The organism is Calothrix sp. CCY 0018 (assembly GCF_963920925.1).
In the GTDB taxonomy this organism is placed as follows: domain Bacteria; phylum Cyanobacteriota; class Cyanobacteriia; order Cyanobacteriales; family Nostocaceae; genus Rivularia.
In genome coordinates this window covers 31617-49680 of the sequence record NZ_CAWUDI010000055.1, presented here as the reverse complement: position 1 = coordinate 49680, position 18064 = coordinate 31617, and the positions used below count along the sequence as shown (strand labels likewise).

Below are 18064 nucleotides of genomic sequence, written 5' to 3'. Positions count from 1 at the left end.
CAACACTAATCAAAACCCCGGTACCAACACTAATCAAAACCCCGGTACCAACACTAATCAAAACCCTGGTACAGATACTCAATCACCCCAACCCCAAACAATACCTGCTCGCAACTATATCGGGTTCGGTGGTAATTTTGGGTTGAATGGAGAGACAGCTTTGGGTGAAAATGCCTTTACTATCTTCAGTAAAATTGGGTTAACAAATAACTTCTCTTTTCGTCCTGCTGCTACAATCAGTGACAAAGCTGTATTACTTCTACCTGTAACAATTGACTTTCCAATCAAATCATCCACAATCTTTAGAGAATCGAGAATAATAGCAATTCCTTATATTGGAGGGGGAGCAGCAGTTTCTACAGATGATAATAGTTCCGTCGAATTTCTTCTTACGGGTGGTGTGGATATACCTTTATCAGATGAATTTAGCGCCACTGCTGGAGTAGATGTTGGCTTTTTCGATGAAACTGATATTGGGCTAAAGTTAGGAATTGGTTATAACTTTTAACAATTATCATCAGTTGAGAGATTCGATTATTTTAACTGATAACTGATAACTGAAATGGACGCAACTACTACCAGCAATCAGAACGTTGATAATTATACGTATATATCGGTAGCATTAGCTAAAATCAGGGCAATTTTGGTGAAGCACGCTGATCCAAGTTTGCTGGAGGAGGATATTACACATGGGGAAAATCTCATAAAAAATCCCATAGATAACTCGATTACATCCTCCGAACCGTCTGCGTTAGATAAAATCTGTACCATTTTTAATTTAAGTGAATTTGAACGGAATTTGCTGCTGTTGTGTGCTGGTGTAGAACTCGATGCGAGTTTTTCCATACTTTGCGCTGCTGCTTGTGGAAATGCAGAGCGTAAATATCCAACTTTCGGTTTAGCAATGACGGTGTTAGATGGTTTACATTGGAGTGCTTTTACTCCCGCAGGTTCCTTACGTCGGTGGAAATTAATCGAAGTCGGTTCGGGAAGTGACTTGATGAGCAGTCCTTTACGGATTGATGAGCGAATATTGCATTATTTAATCGGGGTGCAGCATTTAGATGAGCGATTATTGGGAATAGTCGAACCTGTAACGGTTACAGAAGAATTGGTTCCATCTCACTTACAGCTGATGGAGAAAATGACAGCTGTATGGTGGGTCGAAATTTATGATTTTCTCAAATTGCCCATATTACAATTATGTGGTAATGAAGTTGCAAGTAAACGTCCTATTGCAGCTGTTGCTTGTCATTATTTACAACTAAATTTATATGCGATCGCCGCTCATGCTTTACCAACAACCCCCAGTGAAATCAGTAAGTTTAAGCAACTTTGGGAACGGGAAGTGCTTTTAGCTAGTTGTGCTTTGTTGATGGACTGTGATGATTTAGAAGGGGTAGACGCGAATAAAGAATCCACAATTACTTATTTGTGTGAATGGATGCGTTCCCCGATAATTATTACTACCACCGAGCGTCGGCGATCGCGATTAAGACCGGCGCTAGTTTTTGATGTCGAACGTCCTACAACCCCCGAACAGTATACTATCTGGGAACAAGCTTTAAATGGAGTATCAGTATCCACCAAAATTCAAGTCAGTAATTTAGTGTCGCAGTTTAATCTTAGCGTCCCCGTGATTCAAGCCGCTTGTTCTCAAGTTTCCGTCCAGTGGCAGCAAGCACAGGAGTCAGAAGATACAGACAATGTAGATAATATAAACTTTAACCATCTGCTTTGGGATACTTGCCGCGCCCAAGCTCGTCCCAAATTGGATGATTTAGCCCAACGGATTGATTCTATTGCCAAGTGGGAAGATTTAGTATTACCAGAGTCTCAGGTACAAGTTCTCAGAGATGTGGCTCTCCAAGTCAAACAACGAGCCAAAGTATATGATGAGTGGGGTTTCGGGGGTAAAAGCAAGCGAGGATTGGGAATTAGTGCCTTATTTGCCGGTGTTAGCGGTACAGGTAAGACAATGGCAGCAGAAGTTTTAGCGGGGGAATTAAAACTTGATTTATACAGAATTGATTTAAGTGCGGTAATTAGTAAGTATATCGGGGAGACAGAGAAAAATCTCGGTAGGGTATTTGATGCGGCAGAGTTGGGAGGTGTAATATTACTATTTGATGAAGCTGATGCTTTGTTTGGTAAGCGCACTGAAGTTAAAGATTCCAATGATCGCCATTCTAATGTTGAAGTGAGTTACCTATTACAAAGAATGGAAAGTTACCGGGGACTATCAGTATTAACAACTAACTTAAAAAGTTCATTAGACCAAGCATTTCTGCGTCGTATCCGTTTTATTACCCAGTTTCCTTTTCCAGATTCCACTCAACGAGCAGAAATTTGGCGGCGGATTTTTCCGAAAGCTACACCCACAGAAGATTTAGATTATCAAAAGTTGGGACAGTTAAATGTTGCAGGAGGTAATATTCGCAGTATTGCCATGAATGCGGCATTTTTAGCCGCAGATGCAGGGGATGTGGTGACGATGAATTGTATATTGCAGGCAGCGAAGAGTGAGTGTATTAAATTAGAGCGGACGCTCACGGATACTGAGGTTAAGGGCTGGGTTTGATGGATTTTGGATTATATTTTAAACCTACTTAAAATATTAATAATCATACTTTAGTCTAATTTTATTGAGAAATTATTTGGGAAAATTAACTTATATCTTAAATCAGTCATCAGTCAAAGTATGGCTATGATTAGCCAAGTGCATACCCAAAATCAAAAAACCAAGAAAGAACCACAGGATTTCTCAAACACTCCAGTGCAAGGGATGTTTCAGTCGCAACCGTTTGTGATGCAGGCAAAAACTGCAAATAAGGAACAGCAACCTGACTTTAAAGCATCTTTGATGCGAGCGGAGAAATATGGGCATCGTTTGAATCAAATTGATTCAACGAATCAATCTTCTCTGACGGCATTACAATTGAAAATGGGAACGGGACAACCCATACAATGTGGTAAAGGGAAAAATAAATCTCAAGAGATTGGCGGAGCGTCATTATCGTGGCAACCAAAAAGGGCAGGCAAATTCATACGATACGCATCAAAAGAGGAGGCGGAAGGTAATGAATCTAGGAATAGGGCAGCATGGTTTTTCGACAGCAATCAAGAGTATAACGCGGATTTTGCCAGTGGTCGCGAATACATCTTCACATTAAACGTTGACTTTGATCAATGCGTAAGTCCTAGTAATAAGGAATTTTTATTTATAAACTTCGAGTCAGAGGATTTTAAAGGCGAGGCACAGCACAAGGATAAGATCATAGTTAAAGAGAACGAGCGAGGAGCATACGGCATAGGACAGAACTTATACAGTTTGGCGAAGCAAAATGGTGAATTCACCAAGACAGAAAACAAAAACAAAAACAAAAACAAAAAGAAATAAGAACAAAGGCGTTGCTCCTTAGAGAAATGAGTGCAATTTGTTTGATCTAAATAAGTAGCAATACTCAGGGATGGTTAACAAGATATCAATAATTATTGACACTCCCCATCAATAAATTGAAGGGGATTCTTAGATCGCAGGGATACCAATGTACTTGCCCTCACTAAGCATCTTGACCGTATGCCCTACGGCTGCAAGTCCTCGAATCAGAACTACTTGAGCGGCTGCAACATCTCTATCGGTTTGATAGCCGCAATTATCACATTTATGTACACGTTCAGAAAGGGTTTTCTTACCTGTCTCATGCTGACAATTAGGACATATTTGAGAAGTTTTTCGGGCTTCAACTTTTTGAAAATAAACACCACGTTTAAAACAGATTTGTTCAAGAATATTAAAAAATTGCCCAAAGCTTGCATCTAAACAATGCTTTCCTAGCATTCCTCTAGACAAACCAACAAGGTTTAAATCTTCTACAAATATCATTCCTACGCCATCACATAATTGATGTGATAACTTTCTATGCCAGTCTTTACGACAATTAACAACGTATTCATGGAGCTTTGCAACTTTTTGTACTGCCTTTAACCAATTGTTCGAGCCTTTGCGCTTTCTACTAACACGTTGTTGCAGCAATTTAAGCTTGCGTTCTACGTTAACAAAAAACCTCGGACGTTTGACTAAAAAACCACTGGAAGTTGCAACCATTGAAGTTAAACCTACATCTATTCCTACTCCTTCCCCATGCGGCATTGGTTGTGGTGGACTTACATCCCACTGAACGGTTAGCATTACATACCATCCAGAAGCACGCTTAACTACACGCGCTTGCTTTAAAACTCCCTCACCTGGGATAGACCGAGATTGCCTTAATTTTACATTCCCTATTACGGGCAATTTAATATACCCATTTTGCAATGGATTTTTACCTAGCTGGGGAAAAGAGAAAGACCGCATCCGTCCAACTTTTTTAAATCGTGGGAACCCGTGATTTTGTTCCCACATACTTACGAAAGCTTTTTCAAGTCGTCTCAATGTCTGCTGTAAAGACTGAGCATTAATTTTACCTAAGTACTTGTTATTTTTGCGTGCATTAGTTAAAGATTTACATTGACTTGCGTAAGTTGGTCGTGGTGCGTCAGCAGGAATAATGTAACAAGTATGAAGACTACAAGCTTTAATCTGACACGACCGAGACTTAAACCAGTCTTTACGCTCAGCCAAAGCATAGTTGTAAACTCTACGGTGAGTTTCTAACCATTCCTCAAAAATTTGTATTTGATATAAGGTAGGCTTTAGCTTGAATTCGTAAGTCAGATTAAACACAACTGATTACCTCCTATTTCCATTATACATTTAAAGCTAGAAAGCTCTTTGGGATTTCTAGAACACTACAGGGAATGAATTCCCGTGCCGCACTACACCCCCATAATTGAAAATTAGGGGCACTGTGCGCGGTTTCGGTAGGTTGGGTGAAGCGGAGCGCAACCCAACAAAATCTAGTAGAGGTTGGGATTCATTTCGTTCTAACCAACCTACACTCTGCCTTTTCCTAATTACAATTTTCTACGCCGACCTACTTATGCAATCAATAATTGCTAAAATTCGGTAAAATGTTATTACCAATGTCACATTAATGTAACAAAAACACCCAATGATTACAATAAGTGAGGGATTGATAGCAAAAAGGGGCAATGCCAAAGAAAGTAAGAGAATTGAAAGCAATGGTGGCAAAGGTTGGGTATATCCTTCAACCAGGACGAGGTAAAGGAAGTCACACTTTTTGGAAACATCCTTTGCTACCGGAAGAACCTCTAACCATCCCTGGTAAAGATGGTGATGATGCTCCGCTATATTTAGAAAGAAAGAGGCATTCAACGGGTGCTGAAAAAGCTCGAAGAACTGGAAAAACTCGAAAACGGGGAAGGAGAAAAATGATCTATCACTACAGCATGGTGATTCAATGGTCACAAGAGGATCAGCTTTTCTTAGTTCACTTGCCTGAGTTTCCTTGGCAAGAGTTTCATACCCATGGTAGAACTTACGAGGAAGCTGCCAAAAATGGTCAGGAAGTAATCCAGGCTTTTGTGGAAATGCTTACAGAAGAGAATAAACCATTGCCAGAACCCAGAATGCTGCCTACAAAGCCGTTGCAAGTTGCCTAGTTAAGGGTTGTGCTTTAATGAGTAAATATATTGGGGAGACGGAAAAGAATCTGGGTAGGGTATTTGATGCGGCAGAATTGGGAGGTGTGATATTACTTTTTGATGAAGCCGATGCTTTGTTTGGTAAGCGCAGTGAAGTCAAAGATTCTAACGATCGCCATTCTAATGCGGAAGTGAGTTACCTATTGCAAAGAATGGAAAGTTACGGCGGGTTATCAGTGTTAACAACTAACTTGAAAAGTTCATTAGACCAAGCATTTCTGCGTCGTATCCGTTTTATTACCCAATTTCCTTTTCCAGATTCCACTCAACGAGCAGAAATTTGGCGGCGGATTTTTCCCAAAGCGACACTCACAGAAGGTTTGGACTATCAAAAGTTGGGACAATTGAGTGTCGCAGGAGGTAATATTCGTAGTATTGCCATGAATGCAGCGTTTTTAGCGGCTGACGGTGAGGAAGTGGTGACGATGAATTGTATATTGCAGGCAGCGAAGAGTAAGTGTATTAAATTGGAGAGAACACTTACGGATACTGAAGTTAAGGGGTGGGTTTAAGATTTGATATTTTAGAGCTATGAGCTAGGGTTCAAAACTATACAAAAAGTTGCTTGAGCTAAGGAATAAAGTCTGACGGGGAAAGGTATTTAAAGTTTCAAATTAAGTTAGGGTATTGCTATGGCTAAACGACTACACGTTCCGAATAACATTACTACTAAAGCAACATATTCATTATTAACTGATCCAACTCAAGGAATGTTCCAATCGCGTCCGTTTGTGGTGCAATCCAAAAAAGATAACATACAGCAACCAGATTTAAAGAAATCTTTGATGCAGACTGAAAATTATGGTTATCATCTCCACAAAATGCAGCCTGATAATGATTCAAATACTACAGCAGTACAGCCAAAAAAAGTTAGAGAAGGTAGTAATGTAGAAGTCATTCAAATGGCAAGAATACCTACAAGAAGGAAAGGTAGCACTCATAGCAGACCAAGAACCCCATATTCACGGGCAGTAAACTCACAGTCACAATCAAGAACCACATACTCACCAGGCCAACACGGCTATAAAAAAAATGAGCAGAAACGGCTGAATCAACAGTACGGAATCCCCATATCAGGTCAGACACATCAATCGGAACACCCAATAGGTTTTGAGCCGTTGAACCAAACATCAGGTTTAAGACGGGGAACCTCAGGTCGTGCTAGTCAATTGGAAAACAGGGCACCAGCTTATCAAGAGATGCTTCAGCCACACAGGGGCCACATTGGAACAGGAACGCACAGCAGTCCTGATGCATCAGGTTTTAACTCACATTCATATCGGGACACTCAAAGACAACTACTTCAATCAGGAGATGCCAGTAGTGCAGTGCAAGTAAATCAACTGGGGTATGCTTTCGATCCAAACTTCCGAAGGAATGCTAACACTCCACAAGGACTAGCTGCAACAAACTCCTACAATACAATGGCAAATAATATGAGGCAAGTAGAATATGCTCAAGGAGCTAATAACATAGCTGTTCCTGTTAATCGATGGCAGCAGCAAGAAATGCTTCTTGCGCGACAGGCGGCAGTAACCGGGCAATGGCCTAGTTCTTTCCAAGTTAACCGAGCTAAAATGGAAAGCCAATCCGACATTCTTCTACGTGGGCAACAGCAGCGCCAGCAACAATTAATGGCTTGAGTATCGACACCAAACAATAAAATTACACCTTATTTATTTTTCCATTAACTCAAAGAAAGTTTCCTTGTCAATACCAATATCCTGAATCATGCCCATTAAAGTCCCTTGTTTTAGGTCTTTTCCCGCATGAATAGGAACAACAACCCTTTTTCCATGACTATCCTTGTAAATAGCATGACTCCCCTTTTGACGGTCAAGATAAAAACCTAATTTTTCGATGATTTTGATAAATTCTTTAGCTTTGACATTGGGAAAATTACTCATGCCAAGATACTTAATGGCTTAACAATTAAATCTTCTTTAGGAATTGACTGATTATCAGCCCTTAAACTTTCAATATATAATTCAATAGCTTCTGTAATATTCTCGATGGCTTCTTCAAAAGAATCTCCTTGAGAATGACAACCTTTAAGGCTCGGACAAAAAGCGTGATAACCTCCATCTGATTCTTTTTCCAGAAGAACTGTGTAATTGTAAATTTGTTTATTGTTGTCCATATATTTTCAACTTGTTTGCGATCTACCTACTTTCACCCCATCATGATTCCATAATAAAGGCTTTTAGGTTATGTTGATGAAATCTGGTAGAGAGGTACAGTCACAACAGCGAGTAAATCAGTTGCCAACATCACACAATAGTATCTGGAAATAATAAAACCCAAAATTTAGTAATTACGTCGTTTAATAACTTTTTGAATTTCCTCTTTTGACATCCGATTAGATGATTGTTGATCTTTAAAACGGTCAGTTTGCTCTTGATTAACACTAGGTAATTTGCTAAATATTTTCTGCATATCTTCGCTTCCTCGATTCCTAGCCATTTTATTGGCGATGTCTTGACGTTCGGCACGTTTAATTTCAGAAGTCTTGTTTTGATTGAAACCTGGATATTTTTTGTTCCGTCCTGTTTGTTTAGTTTTGTGAGCCAATGCTCGGAAAGACTTGGTACTGCTTCCAACAGCTCCCAATACACTACCGCTAATCGGCTCTGCAAACGTTACAGCTCCACCAACTGTTTTAATACCGCCGCCAGTAGCATTAACTATCTCGCGTTTTTTTGTTTTATCTAGTGTGTCCGCAGCATATAAACCAACATCCAATGTGTCTAAAGATTTTCCTAAATCGCTTTTCTGGTTCTTTAAGTCACTTTTGTCCTTTGCAGATTGTTTTTGCTGCTTCTTTAAATCCTTCCTGTCCTGTCTTAATAACCTGAATCCGTCTTTAGCAGAGTTATTTGGTTCTTGATTTGGTGTCATCAGGTCTATCTTACTTTTTGCAGTATTGACTTCTATTTTCTTTTGATCTATTTGCCCTTCTAAAGCCTTTGAGGAGCCATATCCTGACTTCTGCACATCCCTAAGCTCTTGAGTGGTGCGTGGTTTGCTGTTAGCCCCTTGGGGTAATATCTTCTCGGCAGCCGAACGGCTTACATCTTTAACTTCTCTACGGCTTTTTTTTGCTTCCAGAGCATTTTTTGTACCCATAGAAGCGTCAATACCACCCGTTACTATATTACCTACATTTGCGATCGCACCCGTCGCAGCCGCAGATACTGACTCAGCAAATCCTCCTGCAATGGTTGCACCAGTTCCTGCCCCTCCTGCAAGAAACTTTGCGCCACTGGTACCAGCCTTTAGCTTATTTCCTTCTTTGAAACCTTTATGAGCATCATTGGCATCATTTAAAGCTCCTGGTAATCCAAAAATACCACCAGTTCCTGCTGCAATACCGGAATCTGCAACTGCACCACCAAAACCAGTATGACCACCAGTCATATCACTGGCATCAACCCCTTGTTTTTTAATCTTTTCTTTATCTCCCTTCTGCTGTTGGACTACTGTTGTTTTTTTCGTAGTATTAGTAATATTTTGTACGCGAGCATTACTAAGACTATGCCCGTATTTGTGTGCCTGTTGCAAAGATGCCTTCTGGTCAGTTTGCTTGTCTCTTACAGGCTTTGAAGGTACCATCACAAATGGTCGTCCTTGAAACATTCTCTCAGTTATATTTGTGTTCACTCCTGCTTCCAGATGACTGGTTTTACCTATACTGAGTCGGCTAGACATTTAAAAAACCTCACTTTATTAATCTGGTTGCACTCTGGTTAACTTGAAAGTCATTGCATTTTCTGCAAAATCAACTGCTCCCCACCTTCTTTTTCAACAATATCCGGCTCTAAATCAAACGTCCCTCGTAGTTGTTCCTTAACTTGTCTATCATCCTTAATCACCTGTTCACGAACTAATTCCGCAGCATTTTTTAATTTTACTTGATGCTGATTATCTTTCGCTTTATTGGGAGTATCACCAACAGAAACTTTTTTAACTGCACGTTGAGTAGCAGCAAATCCTTTGTTATCCCCTAATAAATTCATCGCTTCTCTGTTAGCTAAAAATTGACTACGTGTTCCTGTTTTGGGAGACGGAGTATTTTTATCTTCATTGTATGTAGGAGGGGGAGAAATAAAACTTTTGGCTGGATTTTGTAATGTATTATTGCCACTTGATTCAGGTAAATTATTTGTACTTTCTTTATTTAAGAATCTTGTCACTTCTGGGTCTTGTGAAGGTGAGTTATTGTCTGCTAATTTTAAATGCTCTTCGTGATGTTTATCTTGATTTTCTTTATCTTGATTTTTTGATTTTGATGTAGATGTTTCTGTTGATTTTGGCGCTTTATCGTCAAAGTGTTTATTATTATTAATACTCTGGTCTTTTTGATGATGATTATTTAATTTTCGTAACCGTTTGTTGATGTGTAAAGCTTTATCCAGTGGATTCCCCGTATCTGTTGGTTTTTTCACTCCTAAATTCACACCTGATATTCGCTTTTTTTCCTCCTCTTCCAAAGTCGAGGACATTTGTATTGGTACTGTCGTAGAAAGACCTGCACATTGAATTGCATCAAGGTGATGACCGTAACGTTCTGCTTGAATTAAGGATGTTTTTAAATCTGGTAGCCTTGATATTGTTTTGAGTTGCATCGTAAACGATCGCACTTGAGGCATTCCCCAGTCAAGAGTAGTTGGGGAGGATGTTTTCTGTTGATTTTTGCGATCGCGAAGTTTACCGAAAGTATCGCGATCGTAAATTTGACCATTCATAATACAAAAATACTCCCAATGTTGAAGCTACATTGAAAATTAAGCGGGAAAAACTAGACTTTAGTCTAACTTTGAGCAAGATTTTCCATCGGTCAATTCAGTTATAATTTTGTTGTAGTTATACTTAACTTTCTTACAGAATTAGTACATTTTACAAGAATTTTCTCTAAAAAACTCAAGCCAGAATATCGAGTTAGATAAAATCAAATATCATACCAACAAATCGCTCAAATCCCTTTCATTATGAGTAATCAAACACTTCTTCAGAAAAAATCCACCCCAATCAACACTACAACCTCAGATAATCAATTTGGCGGTCGTGGATTTGCTATCCAAAACAAGTCAGATCACAATAGCGAAAAATCAGATTTGCATACCCAACTCAAGCAATCAAAACGCTTTGGTCACAGTATCAGCCAAATGAAGTCAGAATCTGCTCAACCTACAAAACAAAACCAAAATAGTAAGAGTTCATCCTCTGGTCGCAGTTCCATGCCTGCACCAGTAAGGTCAAAAATGGAAAATTCTTTCGGTAGTAATTTCAGCGATGTCAGTATCCATACAGACAGCCCTCAAGCGAAATCGATGGGTGCTTTAGCGTTTACCCAAGGCAATAATGTTCACTTTGCTCCGGGACAATATAATCCCCAAAGCTCGTCAGGACAAGCACTCTTAGGACACGAACTCACCCATGTAGTGCAACAACGAGCCGGACGTGTAGCTGTACCCCACCAAAGCAAAGGTGCGCCCATCAACGCTGACCCTAGTTTAGAAACAGAAGCAGATAACTTAGGAGCCAAAGCTGCAAAAGGTGAATCAGTCCAGGTTCCTGGGTCGGCTAGTAATTTTAAGACAATCCCACCAATCCAGAATAGCACCGAACCCGTTCAATGTTTCTTACCCTTGTTAATGGGTGGTTTAGGAGCTTTGGGCAGTATGATGGGCGGCGGTGGCGGCGGTCAACAAGGCGGCGGAGGTATGATGGAAGGTCTTGGTGGAGCAGTTGGCGGAATGCTCGGTCCTTTAGGAGGTATGGCTGGTAGTATGTTGGGTGGCGTTGCTGATAGCTTTATGGGTGGTGGTGGAGGTGGACAACAGGAAATGATGTAGCCTTGTAGTTAATCTGTACCACAACTTTCAATTAATACCATCGATGCATTATAGGTAACTGAAGGTCGATAATTTGTTTGTAAAAGAGACCAAATTTTAGAAGTATCTTCCATGCTGAGAAATTCTGGACTAACTTTGATTTGTCCAATTTGCAGAGCTAAATTAGATACAGATGCACCCGCAAGAGCTTGTGAAAATACACTGGAGGTACTTGTTTCAGATGCATTTTTCAAAGCGCTTTCAATTACTTCAGATTTAATTATTGGTAATATATGCAACAATCGCATTGCGTAGCCAAGTAAAATTTCCGATTGAAAATCTTTTGGTCCGTAAGCCGTTAATAAGTAATGCAAATCAAGAGCTAGAGGTGGATTTGTGGAGCGCGGGTTATCTTGATCGCTAATGCGCGAGTAACGATTACGAAATTCCGGCGAAATCCAATCAACATTGCGATTTTGGGTAACGTGATATAAAAAAAGGTTGATTTGCGCCCGCTCGTCTGTTCCTACTTGAATTTTATCTGGTGGCTGGGCGCTTACTGTGACATCTCCGACACTAGCTGCGATCGCATCACCCACTAAACCATTTTCCAGCAAATTTTTGATCGTCGCTGTCACAGCAGCAATGGAAAGCGCATTACTCATCTTGCTTACTCATGGTCATAGCATAAATATTCATTAACTACGAATATATTTGTCTTGATTTTTATAGAATTGTAATAGCATTTATATACAAAAGTATATTGTCAACTATCTGTAAACAGATTAAGTTTATAGTTAGCAACAAATATAAATCATCATTAGTTCTTTTTTTTATGATTTTAACTTATAAGCATTGCTTTTATTATTGACAATACTATTATACATATGGAAATTTAACACGCATTGCAACAAGAGAACAACCCCGATTTAAAACGGCAAAAATCCTGCATACTTCGGAATATTTTTATTTAAACTATAAACACTTTATTAAATAGGATGGGTTCCGATAAATGAACTCCCCACTTTCATCAAATACTTGGATAGGTCGCTCGATTGGCGATCGCCAGCGATACCGTTTGGATAAAGGCTTGGGTGGAGGTGGAATGGGAGAGGTATTCCTTGCTACCGATACCCGTGTTGGTAAAAAAGTGGCATTAAAATTGCTTAAAGACAAATGGCTGGCATCGGGTGAGATGCAAAAACGCTTTGAGCGAGAAATTGCAATTTGTGCTGCTCTGCAAAGCGACTATATTATCGAAATTAGCGATTGTGGAGTGACTGACGAAGGTTTTCCATTCTATGTAATGGAATATCTACGGGGAGAAACGTTGCGATATTTGATGGCACGAGAAAAGCAGTTATCCCCGGAGCAAACGGTAAAAATTATGGCGCAGGTGTGCAAAGGTTTGCAAGTTGCCCATCAAGGAGTTGTGATGCAGCGCGATGTTAATCACAATAACGTTCCCATCCAGGTTATCCATCGTGACTTGAAGCCAGATAATATATTTTTATTACCCAAAGAATTTGGAGAATCAGTCAAGATTTTAGACTTTGGCATCGCCAAAATTCATAACGAGTCTTCCGAACAAACAAATCTAACTAAAACATTTATTGGAACATTTCGCTATTCGTCACCGGAGCAAATTCAAAACGATAGAAATATAGATGGAAGATCCGATATTTACAGTTTGGGAATTATCCTCTACGAAATGCTCAGCGCAGCAGATCCTTTTGGTTTAAGTATTGACAGAAATAGAGTCAGCGAAAGTTCATGGTTGCACGCTCATGGCTATCGAGATCCCGTATCATTAAAATCTCAGCCCGGTTGCGAGCATTTATCTTCAGAATTAGAAGCTGTAGTTTTAAAATGTCTGCAAAAGAAACCTAGTAGCCGTTTTGCATCAGTTGAAGAACTGCGTCAAGCTTTGCAAGCCGCGATACAAGGAGCAACAAGTACTAACCACCCCCAGCGCAGACAAGTTATTGTTCAACCCAAATCACAACAAGCCCAACTAGGTTCAAATGACGAAACTGTTTTCAAACCTCAGCAAAGGTTTGAAGAAAATCAACCCCAACTAGGTTCAAATAACGAAACACTTTCTAAACCCCTACAACTACCATTGGAAAGCCAATCTGAAATCGCGAATTCTCAACCTCAGCAGGAACAGAATCAGCAGCTAAATCCAGCCCAAAATCACTTATTTCAACAGCCACCAGTATCAAATCAAGTTCAAAGACATAAACCTGAAGGTACAATAATTCAGAATTCACCATCAAATCCGCAACAACTAAAACCTGAAGGTACCATTTATCAAGCGCGTAATGCCTCTGGAGGGAACCCTCCGACACCAGAGAAGACTATTTTTCAACCACGAATTGGCAGCAATCCAAGCCAACAGCAATCTGTTGATGGTACGATTATGCAATCGCAGCAGAACGCAGTAAACAAGGTAACACCTGAAAAAACAATATACCAAACAAGAGCAGATTCCCCATCAAATGCACAGTCGAAACCGGAAGGTACAGTTTATCAGCCAAGAACAAATAGTAATATAGAACCTCAAAAAAATAATCTTAATATTTTGCAAATTCTTGGTATCACTTTAGCAATTTCCTTACTAATTAGTGTTACTTCTTATTTTGTATATAGTATGAATCGAGGACATGATAAGCAAGTTCCACAAACAGAAAAAAATCAAAGTTATCTATAAGTGATTAGTATTTATTAAAATTAGTGTATGGGGTGTATCGATGTGGATTCAGTCACTGGAAGATTTTATCAATAATAGCCGAGATAAACTGGAAAATACGCGAGCGATAGCAGTAAAAACGGCGCTATGTGGATACAAATATCAAGAAATAATGCCTCTTTTAAGAGTTTATTCAAGATTCATTAGTAAATGTAAGAAAGCATTTTTTTAGGACGGAGTAGAAAGTTTAAAGCTGGCATATAAGCTTCAATTATAGTAAGGCTTGCGGAGAAATAGATTTGAAGTATTTGGATGAGTCGGGGTTTTGTATGTGGAGTGAACCCAGCTATACTTATTATTTCAAAGGTGAGCAAAAGCATTTAGAACAAACAAAACGTCGCGGTCGTAGATTAAGTATTGTTGGTTTCTTCCAACCTTTAATCAGCTTTGTTTACGGTTTGGTAATAGGTGGTGTTGACCGTAAAGCTTACATTCAAATGATGGAATATGAAGCTGCTGATGCCGAAAAAACTGGGCGTACCAAAGTAATTGTGCAAGATAACGGGCCGATACATCGATGCCGAGAAGTACAGGAGTTGTGGTCTAAATGGGAACACATGGGCTTGTATATATTCTTTTTACCCAAATACTGCTCAGAAATGAACCCGATAGAGCTTGAGTGGCAGCATCTCAAAAATGATGAATTATCTGGTCAAATGTTTGATGATGAATTAGACCTTGCCTACGCTGTAATGAATGGGGTTAAAGCCAGAGGCGAAAAAGGAGGTTATACAACAGAACGTGTTAAATTTTACTCAAATCATTGCTCTTAACTTTTCGTTACATAGCTATATTTTTTTTCGCCGACTTACTTAAACCAAAAAGTTTTTATCGAAAGGCGATCGCCAATAAAAAGCTAGGTAAACATGAGTAATAAAGGTCACAGCTACCATAATATTTACTTATACCCTCTTCTGTCAGTAGTGATTTCCCAGTAAGTTACTGCTCTTCTCTTGCCATACCACCAGACGCTCACCGCTTTGACGGCGATGGTAACGGAATCGGATATGAGAAAAATTAAGGTAGTGCAGCGCGACCGCCAACATAATTAAGATAGCGATCGCCAACATCTGACTTACGGGCATAAAAATTTTTATTCCAAAAAAAAATAGTATTATTACTTAAATGAAAATCTGATAAGGATGTTGCACAGTAATATCCTTATCTTCTTAAGGCAAAAAAAAGGTAGGATGCTGTATTGGTAATAGTTTTGAAATTTAAATCAAAACAGGGAGCGCCTACCGAATGAATAAAAAAATATTTGCTACTTTAGATTTGAACAAATCTTTGAAAGATTTTAAACTGGAGAATGGATTGAGCCAAAAGTTTTGACTATTTACACAGTTGATAAAAAGGGTAAAAAAATTAAACGTAGTGAGATTCCAATTATAAATGATGGAACTTATGAAGATTACCAGGGTTTTCTCAAAATATTAGAAATGTACCTTGTTAGCTTAGGGATAAATCAAGCTAAACAAGTATTATTAATTGCTGATGGAGCCGAGTGGATATGGAAACATATTCCTCCACTTCTTCAAAAATTGGGTTTACCATTAGAGACTTATCAATTATTAGACTTTTATCATGCAACTGAACATTTACAAGTGTTTGTGGATAATAGCTTTTCTAATGAAACAGAACGACAAAAATAGTTTAAACAGACTCGTTCTGCTTTAAAAAAAGGTAAAATAAATTTCATTCTTCAAGATATGAATAAAATTAGTTTAGGGTTTGCTGGTGAGCGTCGTAAAAATTTAGATAGAGTTAGGAATTATTTTCTTAAAGGTAATAAAGAAGGACGCTTTAATTACCATAAAATTTCATCTCTCAAATTACCTATTGGTAGCGGTGCAGTGGAAAGTTTAATTCGGCAAGCTGTCAACTTACGCCCTGATTGGAAATAGCAAGTTCTGGCTGAAAAATAATGCTGAAATAATTTTGCACGCTCGTTGTCAATGGATTGCTGGTTGTTGGAATAATTTCTGCGATTCTATTTTAACCGCCCTAGTGAAACCGATACAGGTTGCATAAATTATACCAAACATTCTTTTTTATCTATATGATGTAATCATAAGCACCCTTAAAAGGTGTATTTTTTGGCGTTGCTGAATCAAAGTATGAATTACGCGATCACCTTAAGCTTGGGGCGCTACGCGCCCTCAAGCGCCACGGAGCCATACTTAAGGTAATGTATTACTAATCGAATAGAAAAACTAAGTATTTGTTCGGATTTAGAATAACATTTGTTGGGGTAAGTGCTGTTTTTATTATATTATCTTTGTCCGACAGACAGCAAACATGGACGGCAGACAGTAATAAAGCAGCACCTATAACTGAACTGTGGACAGTAGTTAAAGTGTCGGATGGGGATACGATAACTGTCGGGCAGACAACGGGAGAAAAGCTAAAAGTTAGGCTTGCTTGTATTGATGCACCGGAAACTTCAAAAGGCAATCAAACTGGGCAACAGTGGGGTGAAGAATCAAAATCTAATTTACGCTCGTTAATAAAAGAAGCAAATAACGAGGTGATGGTAAGTATAGTTGATACGGATAGATATGGCAGAAAAGTTGCTGAAGTTTTTACATCAGTAAATGGTGGAGAAAAATCATTGAATGAAGAACAATTGACTTCAGGAAACGCATATCTTTACCATCAATACCTTAAAAATTGTCCGAACGCTGAAGTATTCCAACGTGCTGAACAAATAGCCCAGGGCAAACGTATCGGTGTATGGTCGGGGAATTATGAGCGCCCTTGGGATTATCGCAAACGTATCAAACGAAATTGATAAGTTATATTAGTTAGTGCGAAGTCAAGCATCATAATAATGCTCAAAAAAAGATATTTTAATTTCATTATTGCCAGTAGTACATTACTCCCATTTACTACAGGTTTTAATATGACTGCTGAAGCTGCTCAATCCCAAAAATGTGAAGCTGAATCGGTGTCGATTTCGCGTACTGACAAAATCACAACGGAAATTACATTTATCAACCAACGAAACGTACCAGTAAAAACATACTGGCTCGATTATTCGGGTAAGCGTAAGTTTTATGCCCAAATTCAACCAGGCGATAAAGTTGTCCAACAAACTTACGTTACTCATCCTTGGGTGATTACTGATGTGTCAAATAACTGTTTGGTGTTTATTATCCTGACGGACAACCACGCATCATAGAAATTTTTTGAGGTATGGAGCTAACTGCACCTGTGTTCCGGGAGCGATCGCCGATAGGCGCAACGAAGTACGCCCGTGAGTAGCATTGGAACAGGAATGTAGGTTAAGCCCAAGATGCTTGCTGTCACTGAGTTTGAGCCGTTATATTAAAATCTAACTATTCCTGTGATAACAATTTTTATCACAGGAATAATCCGCTCTAAGCCTGAATTCTCGTGAGAGTGAAGCATTGAGGAAGATAGAAATTTTATCGTTATCACAGGAATCAGTCGTTAGCGTACATTTTGGTTCCAATGCTACTCGCACGCGAATTACTGTCGAGTTCTAATGGGACAAATACTTCAGATAACAAAGGGACGAATGTACCACGACTGTAGCCCTCAGTGCGATATTCACGGCAAGCACTTCCTTGACAACGCAAATAATTATCTTCCGTTCCGTTTATTCTTAGAAGAAAATGCAAGCCTTTATCTTTATTATGATCGCACTCCCGCCGACACTAATACGGTGCAATTGCGCTAGATTTGAGTGAGGAAATGATAAAATAAAATCTCTGTAATGAGATTATTCTTAATAAAAATCTGCGATCTACTTGCCTTACTCGCTTCGCTATGAGTTAAGCTCTGTAGGGACGGCGATCGCTTTATTAGGAAAAAGTCTTACTTCCCAAAAACTGAATAACCTTCAAAC

At 39.2% G+C, this 18064-nt stretch carries 17 protein-coding genes and 3 pseudogenes; 13 read left to right on the top strand and 7 right to left on the bottom strand.

Annotated features, from left to right (window positions below):
* The 3 genes from ACM03V_RS29360 to ACM03V_RS29350 all read left to right on the top strand — a co-directional run.
* On the top strand, positions 1-508 hold a 508-nt coding region (locus tag ACM03V_RS29360; protein ID WP_414624339.1), incomplete at its 5' end, for a hypothetical protein.
* A gap of 54 nt (positions 509-562) precedes the next feature.
* Entirely contained in the window at positions 563-2581 is a 2019-nt protein-coding gene (locus tag ACM03V_RS29355; protein WP_414624338.1) for an ATP-binding protein, read from the top strand.
* 120 nt (positions 2582-2701) lie between these two features.
* Positions 2702-3400 carry a hypothetical protein gene (locus ACM03V_RS29350; protein WP_414624337.1) on the top strand — a complete coding sequence of 233 codons (699 nt, stop codon included), beginning with the start codon at positions 2702-2704 and terminating at the stop codon, positions 3398-3400.
* Between the two features lie 129 nt (positions 3401-3529).
* On the opposite strand, the gene ACM03V_RS29345 is transcribed toward ACM03V_RS29350, so the two are convergent.
* Positions 3530-4726, bottom strand: a complete 1197-nt coding sequence (locus ACM03V_RS29345) for an RNA-guided endonuclease InsQ/TnpB family protein (protein ID WP_414624336.1) — start codon at positions 4724-4726, stop codon at positions 3530-3532.
* Positions 4727-5094: 368 nt separating this feature from the next.
* On the opposite strand from ACM03V_RS29345, the pseudogene ACM03V_RS29340 reads away from it, so the two are divergent.
* From ACM03V_RS29340 to ACM03V_RS29325, 4 genes and pseudogenes are all read left to right on the top strand, one after another.
* Positions 5095-5205 (top strand): annotated as a pseudogene (locus tag ACM03V_RS29340) (hypothetical protein); the annotation flags it as partial.
* A 129-nt stretch (positions 5206-5334) separates the two neighbouring features.
* Positions 5335-5565 carry a type II toxin-antitoxin system HicB family antitoxin gene (locus ACM03V_RS29335; RefSeq protein ID WP_414624341.1) on the top strand — a complete coding sequence of 77 codons (231 nt, stop codon included), beginning with the start codon at positions 5335-5337 and terminating at the stop codon, positions 5563-5565.
* An 11-nt stretch (positions 5566-5576) separates the two neighbouring features.
* Positions 5577-6119, top strand: a pseudogene (locus ACM03V_RS29330) (ATP-binding protein); the annotation flags it as partial.
* A 198-nt stretch (positions 6120-6317) separates the two neighbouring features.
* Positions 6318-7250, top strand: coding sequence for a hypothetical protein (locus ACM03V_RS29325; protein ID WP_414624335.1), 933 nt, complete (start codon positions 6318-6320; stop codon positions 7248-7250).
* 33 nt (positions 7251-7283) lie between these two features.
* Here ACM03V_RS29325 and ACM03V_RS29320 read toward each other — a convergent pair whose 3' ends face one another.
* From ACM03V_RS29320 to ACM03V_RS29305, 4 genes are all read right to left on the bottom strand, one after another.
* Entirely contained in the window at positions 7284-7514 is a 231-nt protein-coding gene (locus tag ACM03V_RS29320) for a type II toxin-antitoxin system HicA family toxin (protein ID WP_414624334.1), read from the bottom strand.
* Positions 7511-7747, bottom strand: a complete 237-nt coding sequence (locus ACM03V_RS29315) for a type II toxin-antitoxin system HicB family antitoxin (protein ID WP_414624333.1) — start codon at positions 7745-7747, stop codon at positions 7511-7513. Before ACM03V_RS29315 ends, ACM03V_RS29320 begins: the two co-directional genes overlap by 4 nt.
* 167 nt (positions 7748-7914) lie before the next feature.
* A complete protein-coding gene (locus tag ACM03V_RS29310; RefSeq protein WP_414624332.1) occupies positions 7915-9315 on the bottom strand; it encodes a hypothetical protein in 1401 nt (466 codons plus the stop codon).
* Between the two features lie 50 nt (positions 9316-9365).
* Positions 9366-10352 carry a hypothetical protein gene (locus tag ACM03V_RS29305; protein ID WP_414624331.1) on the bottom strand — a complete coding sequence of 329 codons (987 nt, stop codon included), beginning with the start codon at positions 10350-10352 and terminating at the stop codon, positions 9366-9368.
* Positions 10353-10595: 243 nt separating this feature from the next.
* On the opposite strand from ACM03V_RS29305, the gene ACM03V_RS29300 reads away from it, so the two are divergent.
* Positions 10596-11462: a DUF4157 domain-containing protein gene (locus ACM03V_RS29300; RefSeq protein ID WP_414624330.1), complete on the top strand. Its 867-nt coding sequence runs from the start codon at positions 10596-10598 to the stop codon at positions 11460-11462.
* Between the two features lie 8 nt (positions 11463-11470).
* Here the strand turns inward: ACM03V_RS29300 and ACM03V_RS29295 are convergent, their stop codons facing one another.
* Complete coding sequence (locus ACM03V_RS29295) at positions 11471-12106, bottom strand: DUF4255 domain-containing protein (protein WP_414624329.1); 636 nt, start codon at positions 12104-12106, stop codon at positions 11471-11473.
* A gap of 347 nt (positions 12107-12453) precedes the next feature.
* Here ACM03V_RS29295 and ACM03V_RS29290 point away from each other — a divergent pair, with 347 nt between their 5' ends.
* Together ACM03V_RS29290 and ACM03V_RS29285 are read left to right on the top strand one after the other, a co-directional pair.
* Positions 12454-14154 (top strand): serine/threonine protein kinase, encoded by a 1701-nt coding sequence (locus ACM03V_RS29290; protein WP_414624328.1) that lies wholly within the window; start codon positions 12454-12456, stop codon positions 14152-14154.
* Between the two features lie 278 nt (positions 14155-14432).
* Positions 14433-14966, top strand: a complete 534-nt coding sequence (locus ACM03V_RS29285; RefSeq protein WP_414624327.1) for a transposase — start codon at positions 14433-14435, stop codon at positions 14964-14966.
* A gap of 144 nt (positions 14967-15110) precedes the next feature.
* On the opposite strand, the gene ACM03V_RS29280 is transcribed toward ACM03V_RS29285, so the two are convergent.
* A complete protein-coding gene (locus ACM03V_RS29280; RefSeq protein ID WP_414624326.1) occupies positions 15111-15278 on the bottom strand; it encodes a hypothetical protein in 168 nt (55 codons plus the stop codon).
* Between the two features lie 216 nt (positions 15279-15494).
* Between ACM03V_RS29280 and ACM03V_RS29275 the strand changes: the two are divergent.
* From ACM03V_RS29275 to ACM03V_RS29265, 3 genes and pseudogenes are all read left to right on the top strand, one after another.
* Positions 15495-16224 (top strand): annotated as a pseudogene (locus tag ACM03V_RS29275) (ISLre2 family transposase); the annotation flags it as partial.
* Between the two features lie 247 nt (positions 16225-16471).
* Entirely contained in the window at positions 16472-16984 is a 513-nt protein-coding gene (locus tag ACM03V_RS29270; protein ID WP_414624325.1) for a thermonuclease family protein, read from the top strand.
* A gap of 111 nt (positions 16985-17095) precedes the next feature.
* On the top strand, positions 17096-17374 hold the full coding sequence (locus tag ACM03V_RS29265) for a hypothetical protein (RefSeq protein WP_414624324.1): 279 nt from the start codon (positions 17096-17098) through the stop codon (positions 17372-17374).
* Positions 17375-18064: the final 690 nt, after the last annotated feature.